This is a genomic window from Pseudoalteromonas sp. MSK9-3 (assembly GCF_003590335.1).
Taxonomy (GTDB): Bacteria; Pseudomonadota; Gammaproteobacteria; order Enterobacterales; family Alteromonadaceae; genus Pseudoalteromonas.
The window spans coordinates 185,351-204,708 of sequence record NZ_MIET01000030.1 but is presented as its reverse complement, the minus strand read 5'-3'; the positions used below and the strand labels follow the sequence as shown (position 1 = coordinate 204,708).

General features: G+C 41.8%; 15 protein-coding genes. 4 read left to right on the top strand and 11 right to left on the bottom strand.

Annotated elements, in window-relative coordinates:
* Window positions 1-421: 421 nt before the first annotated feature.
* The 6 genes from ihfA to BGP78_RS13990 all read right to left on the bottom strand — a co-directional run bounded on the left by ihfA (window position 422) and on the right by BGP78_RS13990 (window position 7,325).
* Window positions 422-721 carry an integration host factor subunit alpha gene (ihfA, locus tag BGP78_RS14015; protein WP_010362644.1) on the bottom strand — a complete coding sequence of 100 codons (300 nt, stop codon included), beginning with the start codon at window positions 719-721 and terminating at the stop codon, window positions 422-424.
* Window positions 722-723: 2 nt separating this feature from the next.
* A complete protein-coding gene (gene pheT, locus BGP78_RS14010) occupies window positions 724-3,111 on the bottom strand; it encodes a phenylalanine--tRNA ligase subunit beta (protein ID WP_119861949.1) in 2,388 nt (795 codons plus the stop codon).
* 13 nt (window positions 3,112-3,124) lie between these two features.
* On the bottom strand, window positions 3,125-4,105 hold the full coding sequence (pheS, locus tag BGP78_RS14005; protein WP_119861948.1) for a phenylalanine--tRNA ligase subunit alpha: 981 nt from the start codon (window positions 4,103-4,105) through the stop codon (window positions 3,125-3,127).
* A 201-nt stretch (window positions 4,106-4,306) separates the two neighbouring features.
* Window positions 4,307-5,017 carry a DnaA inactivator Hda gene (gene hda, locus BGP78_RS14000; protein WP_119861947.1) on the bottom strand — a complete coding sequence of 237 codons (711 nt, stop codon included), beginning with the start codon at window positions 5,015-5,017 and terminating at the stop codon, window positions 4,307-4,309.
* On the bottom strand, window positions 5,014-6,075 hold the full coding sequence (locus BGP78_RS13995) for a DUF2066 domain-containing protein (protein ID WP_119861946.1): 1,062 nt from the start codon (window positions 6,073-6,075) through the stop codon (window positions 5,014-5,016). The genes hda and BGP78_RS13995 overlap by 4 nt, the downstream gene beginning before the upstream one ends.
* 65 nt (window positions 6,076-6,140) lie before the next feature.
* Window positions 6,141-7,325 carry a sensor domain-containing diguanylate cyclase gene (locus tag BGP78_RS13990; RefSeq protein WP_119861945.1) on the bottom strand — a complete coding sequence of 395 codons (1,185 nt, stop codon included), beginning with the start codon at window positions 7,323-7,325 and terminating at the stop codon, window positions 6,141-6,143.
* A gap of 752 nt (window positions 7,326-8,077) precedes the next feature.
* Here BGP78_RS13990 and BGP78_RS22930 point away from each other — a divergent pair.
* From BGP78_RS22930 to BGP78_RS13970, 4 genes are all read left to right on the top strand, one after another.
* Window positions 8,078-9,007, top strand: a complete 930-nt coding sequence (locus BGP78_RS22930) for an ethylbenzene dehydrogenase-related protein (RefSeq protein WP_259386315.1) — start codon at window positions 8,078-8,080, stop codon at window positions 9,005-9,007.
* Window positions 9,004-9,702, top strand: coding sequence for a DUF1566 domain-containing protein (locus BGP78_RS13980; protein WP_119861943.1), 699 nt, complete (start codon window positions 9,004-9,006; stop codon window positions 9,700-9,702). Before BGP78_RS22930 ends, BGP78_RS13980 begins: the two co-directional genes overlap by 4 nt.
* Complete coding sequence (locus BGP78_RS13975) at window positions 9,699-11,666, top strand: pre-peptidase C-terminal domain-containing protein (protein WP_119861942.1); 1,968 nt, start codon at window positions 9,699-9,701, stop codon at window positions 11,664-11,666. The genes BGP78_RS13980 and BGP78_RS13975 overlap by 4 nt, the downstream gene beginning before the upstream one ends.
* Before the next feature lie 78 nt (window positions 11,667-11,744).
* The gene (locus BGP78_RS13970) at window positions 11,745-12,185 is read left to right on the top strand and encodes a VOC family protein (RefSeq protein WP_119861941.1); all 441 of its coding nucleotides are present in this window, start codon (window positions 11,745-11,747) and stop codon (window positions 12,183-12,185) included.
* Window positions 12,186-12,250: 65 nt separating this feature from the next.
* Here the strand turns inward: BGP78_RS13970 and BGP78_RS13965 are convergent, their stop codons facing one another.
* The 5 genes from BGP78_RS13965 to BGP78_RS13945 form a co-directional block, all read right to left on the bottom strand.
* Window positions 12,251-13,066, bottom strand: coding sequence for a DNA-binding domain-containing protein (locus BGP78_RS13965; RefSeq protein ID WP_119861940.1), 816 nt, complete (start codon window positions 13,064-13,066; stop codon window positions 12,251-12,253).
* 1 nt (window position 13,067) lies between these two features.
* The gene (locus tag BGP78_RS13960; protein WP_119861939.1) at window positions 13,068-13,889 is read right to left on the bottom strand and encodes a DUF692 domain-containing protein; all 822 of its coding nucleotides are present in this window, start codon (window positions 13,887-13,889) and stop codon (window positions 13,068-13,070) included.
* Between the two features lie 69 nt (window positions 13,890-13,958).
* Window positions 13,959-14,429, bottom strand: coding sequence for a hypothetical protein (locus tag BGP78_RS13955; protein WP_119861938.1), 471 nt, complete (start codon window positions 14,427-14,429; stop codon window positions 13,959-13,961).
* Between the two features lie 155 nt (window positions 14,430-14,584).
* Entirely contained in the window at window positions 14,585-17,362 is a 2,778-nt protein-coding gene (locus tag BGP78_RS13950) for a collagenase (protein WP_119861937.1), read from the bottom strand.
* Window positions 17,363-17,685: 323 nt separating this feature from the next.
* Entirely contained in the window at window positions 17,686-19,185 is a 1,500-nt protein-coding gene (locus tag BGP78_RS13945; RefSeq protein WP_119861936.1) for an amidohydrolase family protein, read from the bottom strand.
* Window positions 19,186-19,358: the final 173 nt, after the last annotated feature.

Genomic DNA, 19,358 nt, shown 5'->3' with positions numbered 1-19,358 from the left:
AGATAAACTTGATTAAATTGACACGATTACACTTGAGCTCACCAATTATGATTGATAAATAGCGCAGTATAGTAATGTTGTAGCCTTGTAATGCAATAAAGTAAACTCTGTAGACTAGGCATTAGAACACTCCCCACACGTTTTTTATATAGCCGAATTCACCAATAATATGCTGTATATTAAACATATTACGACTGATACACCACGTGGTTGTTATCTATAGATAAGTAATGCAGATACGGCTCCTAAGCCGGAATTCGCAAGTCATTTACTTAGTGGAAGTGGATAAAATTAAGTCGTATTCTTCCTATTGATATTGCACGACCTAACCTATATCGTCACCGTCATTTAAAAAGCAAAAGACCTTGAATATGAAACATACCCAAGGTCTTCAAGTTCTTTAATCGCTCCGTGCGATCTGCTAGCTTTCTTTGCTGGTTCCGACTTCGACTCGCGTCTTCAGTTTTTGCCCAGGGCGGAAAGTAACAACGCGACGCGCAGAGATAGGAATGTCTTCACCCGTTTTCGGGTTTCTGCCTGGTCTCTCTTTTTTGTCACGAAGATCAAAGTTACCAAATCCAGAGAGCTTAACCTGCTCCCCTTTTTCGAGCGCTGAGCGGATTTCTTCAAAAAACGCTTCAACTAAGTCTTTGGCATCCTTTTTATTTATCCCCAATTTCTCAAATAGGTGTTCAGCTATGTCGGCTTTAGTAAGCGCCATATCTAGTCCCTCAACGTTGCATTAAATTGTTTGGCCAATTCGGCCACCACGTTGTCTACAACTTGATTGATATCTTTCTCTTCGAGCGTTCTATCAACCGCTTGTAATGTAAGAGCAATCGCCAAACTCTTAAAATCTGGCTCAATACCTTTGCCCTTATACACATCGAATAAGTTTAGGTCAACTAATTGATTTCCGCCAACTTTCTCGATGCTATTTAAAATATCGCCTATTTTTACGTCATCTGCAACTAAAATAGCAATATCTCTGCGATTTGATGGAAATTTAGACACAATTACCGCTTCTGGGAGCTTTCTTGTTTCTAAAACAGAAACTTCCACTTCAAATACGTACGCTGTGCTGTTTAAGCCAAGCGACTTTTGTAATTGTGGATGAACAGCACCAATAAAGCCAACTTTTACTCCATCAACATAAATTGCTGCTGATTGTCCTGGATGTAGCCCTTCACTTGGCTCCGCTTTAAAGCTAAAGCGTGCAGTATCATTAGTCAGTGCGAGCAATGCTTCAACATCACCTTTCACATCGAAGAAGTCAGCTGGACGAGATTCAACTGACCAGTGCTCGTTATGCGTGTTACCAAAAACAACTCCACCAAGCACGGGCACTTGTGCCACACCATTTTCTGCCGTTTCATCTTTAATGAACTTCAAACCATGTTCAAACAAACGAATACGTGATTGCTGGCGGTTTTGGTTATAAACAACCGCATTTATAAGCCCTGGCATCAAGCTTACACGCATCGCTGACATTTCAACCGAAATCGGGTGAGGCAATACCAATGCATCTGCGCTTGGGTGTAGTAGCTGTTGTACTTTAGGGTCAACAAAACTATATGTAATAGCTTCTTGGAAACCACGAGCCACTAATTCATTACGAAAACGTGCGACAGGTAAATTAGCTTCAACGTGTGTCGTCATTTTCAATGCAGCAGTGGGTGCCACATTTGGAATGTTGTTATAGCCAAATACGCGAGCGACTTCTTCAATTAAATCTTCTTCAATACGAATATCAAAACGGTAACTTGGCACAACCGCTTGCCACGTATCATCGCCAACGGTTACGTCAAGGCCTAGACGAGTTAGAATGTCAGTAACTTTTTCATCTTCAATATGATAGCCAATAACGCGGTCTAAACGCGCACGGCGTAAGGTCACTGTTTTAACAGCGGGTAGATCTGGCTCTGATACTGCTTCAACAACTGGGCCAGCTTGACCACCAACAATGTCTAGTAGCAATGCCGTAGCACGCTCCATAGCATCATGTTGTAATGTATAATCAACACCACGCTCATATCGATGAGACGCATCTGTGTGCAAGCCATACTTACGTGCTTGTCCAGCAATTGCCAGCGGTGCAAAGAAAGCACTTTCAAGTAGAATGTCTTGCGTTCCCTCTTTCACACCCGACGCTTCTCCGCCAAAAATACCTGCCATTGCCAGCGCTTTATTATCATCGGCAATCAGTAATGTTGATGGGTTTAACTTAGCTGTGTTGCCATCAAGTAATACCAACTCTTCATTTTCATTGGCGTTACGTACTTTAATACCGCCCTCAATTGCGCTCAAATCAAACGCATGCATTGGGTGGCCGAGTTCTAATAACACATAGTTTGTAACATCAACAACCGGATCAATTGAACGTACACCTGAACGGCGCAAATTCTCTACCATCCACAGTGGCGTTGTCGCATCAAGGTTAATACCTTTAATGACCCGACCTAAATAGCGCGGGCACGACGCACTGTTAACCAATTCAATATCAATTTTGTCATCGATTGTAGGTTGAACAGGTGTGATCTCTACTTCAGTTACATCTAAAGAGTTTAAAACGCCAACTTCACGTGCAAGGCCTTTGATCCCTAAACAGTCACTGCGGTTTGCAGTCAAGTCAACATCAATAGTCACATCATCTAATGCAAAGTATTCACGAATACATTGACCAATTGGAGCGTCACTTGGCAGCTCTAAAATACCGTCAGAACTTTCAGCCATGCCAAGCTCTTCAAACGCACACAACATACCATGTGAAGGTTGGCCACGTAGCTTAGCTTTCTTAATTTTAAAGTCGCCAGGCAATACTGCACCCACTTGTGCAACGGCCACTTTAATACCCGTACGGCAGTTTGCGGCACCACACACGATATCAAGCAGTTCGTCTTTGCCAACATTGATCTTTGTTACGCGTAACTTATCTGCATCAGGGTGTTGGCCACACTCAACCACTTCACCAATGACAACACCAGAGAAATCACCAGCAACAGACTCTAAACCATCAACCTCTAAACCAGCCATAGAAAGCTGTTCAGATAGAGCCTCAGTTTCAATGGCTGGATTAACCCACTCACGTAACCACTTTTCACTAAATTTCATATTTACTTCGCTCTTATCTGAATTGGTTTAGGAATTTTAAATCGTTTTCGAAGAATGCACGCAGGTCGTTAACACCATAACGCAGCATTGTTAGGCGCTCTACACCCATACCAAATGCAAATCCAGTGTATTTCTCTGGGTCGATACCAACAGAGCGTAATACGTTAGGGTGTACCATGCCGCAGCCAAGCACTTCTAGCCACTTACCATTTTTACCCATAACGTCTACTTCCGCCGAAGGCTCAGTAAATGGGAAATATGAAGGGCGGAAACGAATTTCCATATCTTCTTCAAAGAAGTTACGTAAGAAATCGTGCAAAATACCTTTTAACTCAGTAAAGCTCACATCAGTGTCGACCATAAGGCCTTCAACTTGATGGAACATGGGTGTGTGAGTTTGATCGTAATCATTTCGGTATACGCGGCCAGGCGAAATAATACGCAGTGGTGGTTGCTCAGCTTCCATCGTACGGATTTGTACACCACTGGTTTGCGTGCGCAATACCAATTTCGGATTAAAATAGAATGTGTCATGATCAGCACGTGCAGGGTGGTGCTCAGGAATATTTAACGCATCAAAGTTATGAAAATCGTCTTCAATTTCAGGCCCTGACTTTACTTCAAAGCCGAGTTCACCAAAGAATGACTGAATTCGTTCGATTGTGCGAGTCACCGGATGCACACCGCCTACAGGCATAACACGCCCAGGTAAAGTCACATCGATGGTTTCAGCAGCTAGCTTTTTTTCTAGTGCTTGTTGCGTTAATAACTCTCGCTTTTCGTTGATCGCGTTTTGTACTTGAGTCTTCGCTTGGTTGATCACTGCACCAGCTTCTTTACGCTCTTCAGGCGCCAAAGTACCTAGTGTTTTTAATAGTCCAGTGATCTCACCTTTTTTACCAAGGTAGTTTACTCGGACGTCCTCAAGGTGCGCGATTTCACTTGCGCCATTCACGGCTTCAAGCGCTTGCGCTAAAATATTCTCTAAGTTCATTCTATACCTGATCTTTATTGAGGTAACTTGCTGTGTGTTGACTAAGTATGATAACTGAAAGCATAGGTCAGATTCTAGCCCTAACAGGGCTCTGTTTGCCTTTCAATCAGATTATTTTTGTAAACATGCTAAATTTTAATCGCAAACCTTGCTTTCGAGGCGAAATTTGCGATTTTTAGAGAATGTTAGGCTAAAAATCAATCACAATTGCAGCGTGGCTTTTATAAAAGGAATGGTTAATTTGCGCTGTGCTGCCATAGAAGCATGATCTAATTTGTCTAATACATCGAGTAATGCGCGCATATCTCGGCTTAAACGGGTCAACAAAAAACGCGCACACTCATCAGTCAGTTCAAGTCCACGCATATTGGCACGTTTAACCAAAGCTTCCGCTTTGTCATCATCACTCATCGAACGTATTTGAAAGGTGGTTCCCCATGCTAAACGAGACTCAAGATCAGGCAGTGAAATGTTTAACATGCTAGGTAATAAATCAGCGGTAACAACTAAACATTTACCCGGCTCGTTAAAGCGGTTATAAAAATTAAATAACGCTTTTTCCCAGCTTTCTATGCCCGCAACCAGATGCACATCATCAATGCAGACAACATCCAGATTTTCTAATCCATCTAATACCGCGGGGCCAAAATCAATCACTTCTCTTAAACTCAAAAGAATGGTTGATAAACCTAGCTCTTGAGCATGAATGCACGTTGCATATAATAAATGAGACTTGCCAGAGTCTGCTAGACCACATAAGTATGTAAAATGAAAACCCTGTTGAATCGTCGCCAACGTTGTTTTTAAATGCGTCACTTCTAATGAAGCTTCACCGCCGAAATAAGAGGTGAATGTTTCATCATCAGGCAGCGTCACGGGCAACGCCATTTGCAACGGTTCCATTTCCATCATGGTCCAACCCAACTATATTTCAAACTTTCTGCATCAGCGGCATGATAAAATGCACGTGGGTCAATATATACCGAAAATGCTTGCTCAAGCTTAAGTGCTTTGATCAAATCTTCTAAGCTCGATGTATGCTCGACTTCAAATTTAACTACATCTTTAGAACGATAAATAACGTCTACTCCAGCGACTGTGCTGATGCTTTTTAATTGACGTTTGGCCTGCTCAATATGGGTGAAATCGTTTAATTTATCCACGGTAAAAACGGTGCTAGTTGTCGCATAGGATACCGTCGGATCAATCACATAGTTGGCCACTAAAACAGAAGATAAATCATTAACCATTTGGATCAATACTTGTTGTTTATCACCCACGAGCTGATTAGACTCAAATAATTCTGCATCAGTATAGCGCCACTCTAATTGCCATCGACTACTGTGGGGTTGTTTAAACATACGTGCTGTAATAACTCGCTCAGCGTTATAACGAATAGAGGCTTGCTCAACGGGGTCAGAAAAATTCCCCCACACTTCGGCGATCCCTACACTGGCTCTATCTTGCAAGTCCAGTAAGGGCACAACCACTGGGACGCCCCACTCTGCTGCTGTATCATAAATCAAACGCCCCAATTGTGGGTAACGCTCTTGAGTAACAAAATCGCGCTGTAAATTGTCTTCAATGGCCAACCAAATGGCGATCATTGGCCTGCGATTACCCCAAAATGGTAGTTGCGCATCACGTACCAGCGTTTCTACCTTACTCGCTTCAAATTTAATACGGATTTTAAGCTCACCGTCGTCATCATCTAGATTTAAGTACTCATATTTGAGCATATAGTCAGAAATAGAACGTTTGGCTTTTTTTACAAGGGCATGATCAACATTTTCGTATCGACCGGTCAGCTTTTTGATCACATTCATCAATGCTTGTTGGCTTGCTTTTACACGGGTCGCGCGGGTTTTGTCCGCAACAGCCAGCGTGCTTTGGTAAAGATCTGTTACTTCTATCGCAAAATTTGGCGCAGAAACAAACGCGCAGATAAATAATAAAACTCTGATTAACATAGTACTAACGATAAAGTTCTTTAAGTACTTTGATCCTAAAGCAAACGGAGAAAAAGTACAAAGGCCTATTCATCCTCTTGAAAATGAATTTGGTTTTTGCCTTTATTTTTTGCCACATACAAGGCTTCATCTGCCGCATGGAGCAGCTCTTCCGCATTAAATGTATGCTCATAGCTGCCAGCAATTCCTACACTGCATCCACAGCTCACTTGAACATTGTTTTCAAGTTCAATAGGTGCTTGAATACTTTTTAATAATCGTTCACAAACTTGTAGTAATACACTTTTTTCTAATGGTTCGATCATCACAACAACAAACTCATCGCCCCCTAAACGCGACACAATATCGTAACTGCGAACCTCTTTAAGTAAACGTTTTGCCACGCTAAGTAGCACTAAGTCACCACTTTTATGACCATATTGATCATTAATTGGTTTAAAGTCATCTAAGTCTAAATACAATACATAAACGTCTACCGGTGAACGTGATGATTTAGCTGCCAGTCGAGTCAACTCACTAAATAAATACTTACGATTTGCCAATCCCGTTAAATTGTCATGTAATGATTCATACTCTAGTAACTGTTGTAGTTCTTCTCGTTTCGTTACCTCTTTTTTAAGCTCTTCTAAACTATTTTGCAGCTCCTTTGTACGTTCTTCAACTCGCAGTTCAAGTTCACTTTGATAGTTTTGCAGCGTGTGGTTGGCTTCTAGTAATGCTTGTTGGTTATTGAATGCATCAAGCGCTGACGAAATAACGTGACTAATGGTATACAACAGCTCAACAATGACCCCTGAATACTCTTGCTCTCGTCGATAAGACTGAATAATAAATGCACCAAGAAAAACGTCCCGATTTAACAGCGGAAAGCACAACCACTGTTTAGGTAACGACCCTAGAACTTCTAGCGTCCCTTGGGAGATTAACCCTTCTATATCATCACAGGTAAAGTTACAGACCTGCTTTTTGGTGAGGGCATACGCTGTTAATGACTTGGATATTTCAGCAACATCTAAGTCTTCTAGGTCTTCTGCACGTAAATCGTCTTTGACATCATGAAAATAAGGGAAGCTTAACCGACCATCCTGCTTAAATAGCACAACGTAAAAATTATCCGCATAGGTAATTTTTTGCAAAATACAGTGAATATCTAATAGAAAGCGCTGGATAGAGTCACTGGTATTTAAGCAAGCCACAATGTCAGCCATGCTATCAATTACATTTTCACTATCGAGTATGAGTTTAGCCATTATTTCCCTGTTTCAGTTCAGACGTGGATCACTTCATTAATATTAGCCAATAAAAGTTACAGATCCATAACCAAAGCACCTGACATTTTCTAACTTACAGAATTTCTTATAATAAATACTTCACAATAAGTAAATAGAATGTGAATATAAATCAACCATTGTAAAAGAAGAGTCGCTAAGTTTTGTATCGTTCTACATTTTTGCTATTACATCTATTTATAATCATCACAGTTTTCACAAGTTTATTCAGTGGCTTAAGAATCGCTACAGTAACCCATGATAGTTTTTTGTTGCTGAGCCCCATTTTACCAGAAGGTAGAGTTCATTTTTGGCACATGTTAAGCGCCTGTACGCTTACCATACTGAGTTTTAGCTATCTTATTTACAGAAAGAAAAATAAATCACCTCCCACGGGGAGTAAATATCATATTTTCATTAACCAATTTGGATACCTTGTATTCGTCGCGAGTCTTATTACTGGCTGGTGTGTCTATTTTAATCTAACTCAATTTAATGCGCACACAATACATCTTATCTCAGCCTTGCTGATCATTGCTTACCTGATCCTGCACAGTTGGGTATACGTTATACAATATGGTAAGAAGTTGATAAAAAGGCTACTCTTTATCCCTAAGCGTCAGTTTCCTTGGGTATGCCTTTTAGCCCTTTTACTGGCAACCCCCCTCTTTTTTTACCTCACACTACACAATCAAACATTCCTGCAGGTAACCTCCCTAAAGCCACAAACTTTAATGGAGGTTGATGGATTAGATACTGAAGAGGCATGGCAAAATACACCCAGTATTAAAGTTCATACCATCGGTGGTGCAAACTTTATTGATGGCCAAACTACGGTCACTATTAAGGCATTACATAACCAACACGAAACCTTTTTTCTGTTTAAATGGCAAGACCCAACGCACAGCTTAGCGCACCTCCCATTAGAAAAAACGCAAGATGGTTGGAAAGTTAAAGAGAATGGATTTGTAAATTTTGATGAAAGAAAGCACTACGAAGACAAGTTTGCCGTTATGCTCTCACACACATGCGGCAATGGCGCCGACGGAACCACCCATTTAGGAAAAAAGCCACTTGATAATAAACCCAATAATTGGCATGGCAAAGGCTACCATGCCAGTGTAGATGGCAATATAAGAGATTTATGGCACTGGAAAGCCGTACGTACCAATGACATGGTCCTTGCCGATGATAACTTTATAGGCCCCCCTGCCCAACCTTTACATGGTCAAAGACGCTACAGTGCAGGCTACTTACCAGACGGAAAAGAAAGTGGTGCATACGTCATGAATTGGCAATGGTATAGCCAAACAGGCGTCATACCAAAACGATTGCCCGACACCTTAACGACGCCAAACCAAGTCCTTCCTTGGTTTGGTTCTTCTGCGTATCAATCAGCCAAAGATAATTATCCAATCGGCAGTCAGATCCCCTCCGTGCTCTATCGATCCAATCGCTTCGAAGGAGATCGTGCTGATGTGCGCGCTCGCGGACATTGGAAAGATGGGGTGTGGACATTAGAACTTGTGCGTAAAAACCAGACAAGTTCAGACCATGACGTTGCGCTACAAAATGGGATTTGTATGTGGGTATCCGCGTTTGATCATAGCCAAATAGCACATACCAGACACAATGCAGCCATTGCGCTGAGGTACTCGCTATGAACGCCAGAATAGTGAGTTCACTCTTAATACTTGCAGCCATTACGCTCTATTGTTCAATAGAGCGAGCAACTGAGCCCAGTCATGAACACCCTCGTTATACGAAAATATCAGCTGATGGTGAACCCTTAAAGCCATGGCAAGGGCCTTGGGCATGTGTGCTAGATCATCAAAGTAATCTTCTGTGGGAAGTTAAAACAGATAACGAGTCTATTCATGATGGATATTGGACTTATTCGTGGTTCAACAACCACGCCGGTGAAGAAAACCTCGGCGATTGCTATTTTGAACCAGCGCGATGTGATACCGAGGATCTAGTACGCCACACTAACCGCCATGGATTATGTGGCGTAAAAAACTGGCGCTTGCCTACGCACACAGAACTACAAAGCTTGGTTCAAGCTCCAACACGCCCAAGCAGTACACATATAGCACATGACTACTTTATTCATATCAAACATGGCGATTATTGGACGTCAGACAGCGATGATCAGTTACCTGCGCATTTCGAGCAATTTCAAATGGGCGGCAAAGCCGTTAACTTTCATACCGGCCAGAGCATGACATTACCTTATCGCAATGCTGCCTTTACCATGTTGGTTAGCACTGCGCCCAATTTAACGGCATTTAGATTTAACACTCCGCGGTTATCCAACCGCACCTCTGTCATTACACAACCAAAGGAAAATGATAAATGAAACAACCCATTGTGAGTCTAGCAATCGGGCTAGCACTCGCCAGCAGTGCAGCCCATGCTGGTAGCCAATACCATCGATTAGTCTGGGATAGTAACCCTAGTCAACAAGCCACGATCGGATTTACTCCAACCACGGGCAGCAATCACTTGGTAAAGTATGGGACCTCTACCAACGAACAAACATGGCAAACTAAACAAGTATCTGCATCGCATACTTTCGCGAGCAGTTTACAGAGCAAGTTTGTCACATTAACTGGACTGTCGGCCAATAGTAATATTTATTATCGCGTGTGCGACAGTGAAGGCTGTGGTGAGCGTTTGTGGTTTAAAACTGCGCCAACAACAAGTAACGGATTTACCGTGGTTGCTGGTGGAGATACAAGAACAGGCTGGACAAACCGACGAAAAGGCAACCAGCTAATCGCTAAAATTAGACCGCTCTTTATTATGCATGGCGGGGACTACACTAACGCTAATTCATCATCTGAAATGAAAGAGTACCTCAAAGATTGGCAGCTAACCTTCTCGACTGATCAAATCGATGGCATAAGTTACAAACGTATCTATCCCTTTGTTGCAACCCATGGTAATCACGAAGATGGCAATTATAAAACCCTATGCCAAGTATTCGGGGTAGATTTTAATAAAGATGGCAGCTGTACCAGTTCAGATACTTATGGGGCATTTAATGTCAGTCAATTATTGCGTGTCTACACACTGAATAGCCAGTACAAAAACAGTGGTTGGTCAAACTATGCGACCACCATGAATAATTGGCTAAAACAAGACCTTACATCTCAAGGTTCAAGCGCTAAATGGCGTGTTGCGCAGTACCATAAACCTATGTACCCACATTATTCGGGTAAATCAGATAATACGATTTTGCATACTTGGTGGGCGCAAACATTCTATGACAAGAAAATGAACTTGGTTGTTGAATCCGATACTCATATCAACAAAATTACCGAAGCATTGCAGCCCTCAGGTAATAACTTTGTGAAAACAACCACTGGCGGCACAGTCTATGTGGGTGAAGGTAGCTGGGGCGCACCTGCACGTTCTGCCAATGATCCAAAGTCGTGGACTATTGACCTTGCCAGTATTCAACAATTTAAAGTAATGAGCGTAACCAATAACACCCTGACGGTTAGAACGGCACAATTCGACAGTACTGCAAGTACTTTAACTAAGGCCCAAAGAGAGGCTAATCCCCTTGCGCTACCTGCAAATATCAACTGGTGGTATGCAAGTGGCTTAGGAGATGAGCTGGTATTAAAACAAAGTGCGTCAGGGTTGAGTATTATTGATAACACAACTGATCCAGTTGACCCACCAGCAGATACGCCATTGGCTAACAATACCCCAATTTCCGGGCAATCTGGCAACAAAGGCAGCCAAGCTTATTACGTTTTAGATGTGCCAGCTGGCGCAAAAACACTCTCATTTAAAACCTCTGGTGGTTCAGGCGATGTTGATATGTATGTTAAGCATGCGACTAAGCCGACGGCAACAAGCTATGACTGTCGCCCTTACAAATCCGGTAATAACGAAACCTGTGATATTAGCCCAATTCAAACGGGTAAATACTACGTCATGTTATCTGGTTATGCAGCGTACAGTGGTGTGAGCTTGGTCGCGAGTTTTGACTCAACAACTCCCCCAGATAATGGCGGATCAGAGCAATGGCCAAACCTTGGTGCGAGTAAAGATCAATGGGTATACAAAACACTCACGTTACCAAGTGGCGTAAATACCTTAACGGTTAATTCAGCATCCGGAACAGGTGATGCCGACCTTTATGTTCGCTTTGGCAGTCAACCAACGTCATCAAGCTATGACTGTCGACCATACAAAGATGGTAATGTAGAAAATTGTGTATTATCAAATCCACAAGCAGGCACATGGCACATTGCCTTACGTGCATATAGTACGTTTAGTGGCGTCACGGTCACCGCTAAATATTAATTAAGCACATACTTTGCCTCTTGTTATCTAATGATTTCGCCATACAATGGCTGCAACAAGACAACAAGGGGCATTTTTATGGAATTTTTACACACAATGGTACGCGTTGAAGACTTAAACGCGTCGATGCGTTTTTACTGTGATTTACTTGGCTTAATAGAAGTAAAACGATACGACAGCGAAAGTGGCCGATTTACACTGGTTTATCTCGCAGCACCTGGGCAACTTGAAGAAGCCAAAAGCAGCTTCAAGCCAACCATTGAATTAACCTATAATTGGGATAAAGAACAATACAACGGCGGAAGAAACTTTGGTCATTTAGCTTTCTCAGTCGACAATATTTATGACGCCTGTAATAGACTCATGTCTGCCGGTGTCGTTATTAATCGCCCACCTCGTTGTGGCCACATGGCATTTGTGCAATCGCCGGATGGTATTTCAATTGAGCTCCTGCAAAAAGGCGAAGCATTACCAGCTCAAGAGCCTTGGTGTTCGATGGGAAACACGGGAAGCTGGTAAAAAAAGACTGGGTTGTAGAGCTTTCCTCGCTCTACAAGTTATCCGTGACTCAACGCCAAACTCTGTTACGTTAACGCCTTCGAGACAGACTGACCGTGGAGCAAATGCACATCGCTAAACCAGCCTTGTTGAATACCTAATTGCAAAACACCAATAACAAACATTGAGCCAGCTTGCTCATCATCAAACTCCCCTATCACTGACTGACACACCATACTAAATGGCATCCCTTGCGCAATACTCTGCATACATCGCCACTGTAATGGTGTTAACGGATGGAACCCTGTTCGCAGGGCCACTTCTCGAGCAATTAACCAATAATGGCTTCCATCAATGTCTGCCTCTGGCGGTATCTTTTTTTCTTTTAACGCTTGCCAACTTTCCACGCTGGCATAATCACATACAAAAAAGTGTACACTCGGGTGCAATACCAAAATCATGTTAGGCCATTGACTCATATCAATCGCTTGTAACTCAGGCCAGCTCAAGCGGGCAGCATCCGCACTGTCAAAAGCCCGCAGTAAAATACGTTCAAACTCGGCAATTTCTGCCAAAATACCATGCTCTGAGAAGGGCGAAGTCTCCTTTAAAAATGCCGGTAACCGTTCACCAAATTGACGCAAGGAGCGATCTTGCGAAGGGTAATGAGCAATATATTGGCAAAGCATAAGGTCAAATAGCTCATCGCCTAAATAAAACCCTAAAGTTTCATGGTCCTGCTCGAGAACACCGCGTAATCTTATCTTGTAAGCATTTTGATAAATTTCTAAACGTTGCCTCGCTGAAAGAGGTGCTTGATCTTCAATCTCATGTATTAACCCCTGGCTGCCTGTATGTAACATAGCGACAAAGGCATCTTGTAATTTTGCGAGTTCTCCCACACTACCCCCAATGCGCTTTAGTTAATGCTTTAGCCTGTTCAAGCTCAGACAATAACGCTGATAAAGGCGGAAAATTATCATCTCTCTCAATCATGGTACTAATCGCGGGCAGTTGTTTACTAAATTGTGAGAATAATGACCACACTGCATCACACACAGGTTGGTCATGCGTATCTATAATATGGCTTTCACAATCTTGATGACCTGCTAAATGTATTTGTGCAATGCTTTGCTTCGGCAATGCATTTAGATATTCCATCGCTGAAAAGCCATGATTTCGAGCACTGACATAAACATTATTTATATCTAGCAAAAACTGACATCCCGTTTGTTTATGTAACTGAGTCAAAAATTCCCATTCAGTCATGTGCGACTGTTTATAAGTCAAGTAACTCGATACATTCTCAAATATCATTGGCCTTTCTAAGTAATCTTGTACTTGCGAAATACGCTGTGTTAGATGGTCTAGCGCTTCTTCAGTGTAGGGCATAGGCAACAAATCGTGACTATTAAACTCACCTAGCGCGCTAAAACAAATGTGATCTGAGACCCACATAGGGTTAACCCGCTCAATCGTGTTTTTCAATTGTTTTAAGTAATCAAAATTAAGCGCATCAGTGCTACCAATCGACATAGACACACCGTGCATAACTATAGGGTATTGCTCTTTGATTTGTGAAAGGTAGTGCCATGGCTTGCCACCTGAGACAAAATAGTTTTCTGAAATAATTTCAAACCAATCTACAGCTGGTTGCTCAGTGAGAATTTGTTCGAAGTAGCATGTACGCAACCCCATTCCAAAACCTAAATACGGTACTGACATAGACTTCCTAATGAATAAGGCCATCCATAGCCTTTTGTGGACTAATAATCTGTAATGGGTTAAATCAAATTAGCTTTTTACTTTACCGCCAATATCACCACATGACTTAGCTGGCATTGAAACAAAACCCGTACCTTTGCACGATGCATGACCGGCACATGCATTACTTGCCGTTTTACAATCATTGTGACCACCACAAATATTCACGTCATGACAATGCACTAATGCCGCTTTCGCGATCTCTCCAACCCACGCATCTTTTGTTTTACCGCCTACATCACCACATGCTTTTTTAGGCATTGCGACAAAACCAGTGCCTTTGCATGATGCTTGACCTGCACACGCATTACTGGCAGTTTTACAATCATTGTGGCCACCGCATACGTTTACATCGTAACAATGAACAAGGTCAGTCGAACTTGCACTCGCAGCAGCACTGGCTGTCGCCGAGCCTGCTGATGAATTTGTCGTATTTGTACTATTACATCCAACTAACCCGGCAACCATCATTGCCATTGCTGCGCCTGTAAGTGCTTTCATGTGAATTTCCTCTTTGTTTTATAAGCTTGGTAGTTGACCTAATTAATCCAAGATCTATTTCAGTTTAGGTGAGGTTTTTGTTTTTGCCGCGTTCCAAAAATAAAAAAAGGCAGCAAAGCTACCTTTTTATACAAGTACTTAGTTAGAATAAAAAACTAACAACCGCCGTCGTTATAACTTACTTTTAATGTGCTACCAGTACCCGCACCAGATACTTTTAAGTATCCCCAGTATTGCGATTGACCACTTAAACTGATGCACTCGTTATTGCCTGAATTAGTCGAGCTTGCTTCCACATTTGCCTCGTTTGGCCACCCTGAATTACTGTATTCAAGGGATAAGTCCCCCGAACCATATGCGGTTTCAATACGAATTTGATTTTGCCCACTCATGTTTTCCATACTAAACCACATGGGTGTTTGGTTTGCCAAGCACACAGCTTGCCCAGACAATACTCGCCCGCCAGTTACCACACCTTGAGTTTGACAACTATCAGGTAAACGTGACGCTGCTGACACATAATCAGCCAATAAACTGACATCGGCATATCGGTTATAGCCTCTCGTCATCACGTAATAGGTACCTACTTGAGGTGCGACTATGTCACATTGTTCCGCATTACCACCTTTATATGGCCGACAATCATACTCGGTTAAGGTCGGTTTACTGCCAAAGCGAACATATAAATCAACGTCTCCCGTTCCTTGTCCAGTCGATATTTTTAAATCGGTCGCCCCTGCAGGCACGTCAAAAGTGTAATAAAATAACGAATCCTGCTCAGCCGAGATAATGCGTGGTAGCCCTTTGGTAAGTGCTGGAGTGGAAGAATTATTCTCTGTAATAGACGCACTTGATGTAACTGAAGTACTTGCTCCCTTGTTATCCGTTACCGTCAAGCTCACAACGTAATCACCCGCATTAACGTAACGATGACTTGGGTTTTCACTATTGCTTTGAGTACCATCACCAAATTGCCATAAATAAGCGCTGATTTGTCCATCGCTATCACCGCTACCTTGACTTGAAAACTGAATATCTTGGTTTACCACTGCTTGATAAGGGCCATTGATAACCGCTACGGGTGCATCATTAACAGCCCCACTTGCTAACTCGAGTGTCCAAGCGGTAAACTCATTCTCATACTGGTTGCTCCAACTCGATAACAACGCTTTGTATCCGGCCCAGTCACCAACTCGTGTGCGTGCCAACATAACATTTAATTCATCATTATGACGCTCAAACATAAACCGTACCGCTAAATAACCCCAACGATATATTCTATCCTGATCAAACCCTGCATACGTTGTCGCAAATATTTGTGCAAGCGAGTAAGTAGAGCCATCTTTAATCGTATCAATGGCCGCTTGATTATCGTCCAAGTTAGCAATGTATTCAGCAACCCCTTCGCTCCACCACACGATGGCTTCTGTTGGCGCATTAAAATCACCATATAAATCAAATCTGCCATCTAAATAGTGCACATATTCATGCTCAAGGTTCCAAACAAAATGTTCTGGCTTAGCGTATGTCGCCTCATATGCGATAAAGTTTGCTTGGTTACCAATTTTGCTAGGGTCGCCCTCTAGATACATGCCCCCATTGTTGGTGTCTATTTTAAAAATTGCTTTGGCGTATTTTTTATAGTCGTCGCTGCTATTGAAGATGTTGACCTGTAAAAATGTATTATTATCATCTGCTACAGGGGTTTGACCTGTAGCTAAACGGGTATGAAAACGGGTTTCTTCGACAGCCATAGTGCTACATGCGGCAACATGCTGCGCTGCAGTCATATCTTGTGAGCGAATTTTAACGGTGTCACTACATTGATAGGTTTGTGACAAAGCTTGTGCCGTTAACTGAGTTTCAAAACCACATATGTTGAATTGACTACAATCAGCATAATATGTCGCTACATCAGCCGCGTTTAGCCAAATCGCATCACCATACCCATAACTTTTATAGGCTGCAAAAAGCTGTATAAGCGCGGTATCAACTTGAGTTTGAATCGGCGTGTTTTTGTACGCTTTTAATCTGGCTAATTCACCCGCCGCGTTAACCATTAAGTATTCAGCATCAGCGCCAATCAGCCATGTTTGTTTGGTAAATTCACTGAGCAACTGAATGAGTTGAGTGTCTGATTTGATTAAAGCTTTAAAATTATCATTCCACTGTCCACGGTATAATACGGTAAAAATGCCATTGATAGCCCGATGCATATTACGACTATTCGCATAATTTTGATCAAACCGACTCAACCATTGTTTAATAACTGGCAAATACACATCTTGCTGTTCCGAGCTATCCATTGTCGTAATAACTTCTTTTAATAACTGACCATGTGCCTCGTTGTTGTCATAAAAGTGATTGTTATTGACGAACGCATCTATGGCATTTTTTACTGCAGGCTTTAACCAACTTTCAAATTGAACGCCATCGTTATAAAACTCTACATAATACCCAGCGCGAATATATAAAAATAGCGCCTCTAGTTCGCTGTCGCCTTGCCCACTGTAACTGGATGCAAGTACTTTCGCACGGTTTGCTGCAGCAAACATTTTATCTGATGTAAATACTTGCTGTTGAATAACGTCATTTGCACTAAACAGTTCATTGATGCATGTACGCCCTTGTTGTTTAATTTCAGTCAATAATTGTGATGAATTAGCCATTGCCAACGCATTTAAATCACAGCCAGATAAGACTTTAAATGTGCCATAAGATGGTTGTTTTAACATAGTGAGAGTCAGTGACTGTAAAGAAGCGGCATTCGGGGCTCGTTCATGACCTTCTGAACTATGATGACCATGGAACTGAGTATTTGTTACATCAGAGGCGATCGGTTTTATTGCACGGTGTTGTTCTTGATGATGGGCTACTGCATTGAAATTTAATCCAATGACAGGTAGAGCCACCATAAGCGCTGATAGTTTCATAATTTGTCCTTTAAATGTTGTCAATCCACAACTCAAGTTGAGGAATTATATTTTTTACATTTAAATTACAAGATATACAATATATTTTATATAATATAAAGTAATAAAAACTGTCATAACTCTCTGTTCAAGTTCTTAAGCGTGCCAATTGGATAACAAAGAGGGATTCTCAGTCCATGAAATAAAAAGCAGATGAAAACCACATAACCGTGGGCGTATCATGTTAAAAATAAAACACTTAAGTATAGGGAAAGACATGCTGTGGAGATGGCTTTAACACAATCATTTTTGCCAATACCGTCAAGATACATCGAGTAAATAGGTTAATTTACTGAACTATGCATCACCTGAATATGTCTCATTTCAAAGTCAGAACACTGCAGAGGGTCGTTTGACAGAACCAAATAATTAGCTCGACCACCTACGAATAAGCGCCCTGCTTGGGGATATATTTTTAAATGGGATGCAGCGGCACTTGAAATACTTCTCAAAGATTGTAAACGCGTAAAACACTGTTTTTTATCTAAAATACGTTCATTGGCTGTATAACAATGAGGAGCATATTCCATCTCTCTAGACGTGGCTTGCTGTGCATTCTTAAGCGGAGATAAAGGCAGCATAGGAAAGCCTGATTGCAAACACACGTTAACGCCTTGTTTCAGTAATGATTGACAAGGCTGTAATGTCTGCCCGCCATGATAACTTTGTACCCATTCAAACCCTAAATAACCCACATCACCAATGTTTAAGGCAATAGAGTTATCGATAATGGATTTACTTGAATCTGTTACCCCTAATTCAAAACCACACTGGCATGACGCATTGATCCATGTCGTCATGGCATTAATTAGGTGTACTCTGGGTGTTTGTTGCGAATAGGCACTCAATAAGCTTAGCGCGACAGGGTGACTATCAACATAACCTAAGTGTGTGATCCCTTGGTTTCTGGCATGTATAAGTACATTATCAATGTTATGGATAAGTGCAGTGCTGAGCTGCTGAAACTGACGTACTGGTAGCACTTCTAAAATCCAAAGTAACTGCTCGCCCTTTAAGCCCCCTTGCTCTGCTATGGTTGTGAAAAAGTCTTGTTTACTTTGAAATAAACCTACATGGTTCAGCACCAAGTATTTGTACACTTGTTCTAAAGCCGCTTGATTAGCAAATGCCAAAGGTTGTTGAGCATCAAAAATGATAACTGGCCGGCTAATTAATAACGTTTGCAGTGATTTATGTACGTCGTGCGTGTCTAATACATCATCAGACATTAAGAAATTGCTGTAAAGCCCATACCCTAAAAGCCACTGTGTATCGTTAGTTGCCTTATCTAAATATAAAACAGACCGCAGCACATAAGACATATTATAGTCGGTCATGAATTTGTCTGTTCTGCAGTAAAACCCAAAAGGCCCAAAGTGGAACAACTGTTGTAAAACAGCAGAAGTAACCAAATGGCAATGAGGCTCTATAAAACCAGGTGTGACAACTTCACTCGACTTTAAGCGGTAATATGTCGCCCTAAAACCCATTTGATAAACACGATGACGGACCTCATCTAATGGGCCTAATGCCAACACTTTGCCATTATAAACCGCCATAGCGTCTTCATAATGAGCCTGCTCGTCAAAATCACTGTAGACTCTTCCGCCATGAATGATATGTACCAGCTGATGCTGGCAGCTTTGAGCACATCGGTCTTTGTAATTATCAGAAGAAATAGCGGTGAGGGCCTTTGGCAAATAATCACCAAGCTTGTCTAACAGTCCATCAAAGAACAAATGGTCTAAAGAAAAGCCTTGTTGCTTATGCTGAATATCATTCATCACATACCTCCACCCTATTTTTATAAAGCTTAGGTGAAGCTAAATGAAATTCTATTACACGATATTACAGTGGCTGAAGGGTTATGTAACAAAATATTAAACGTATTTAAAACTGCGGCATTACAGCCAATTTTTGAACGCTAGTTACTATTAAATGAATATTGAATAGCCAT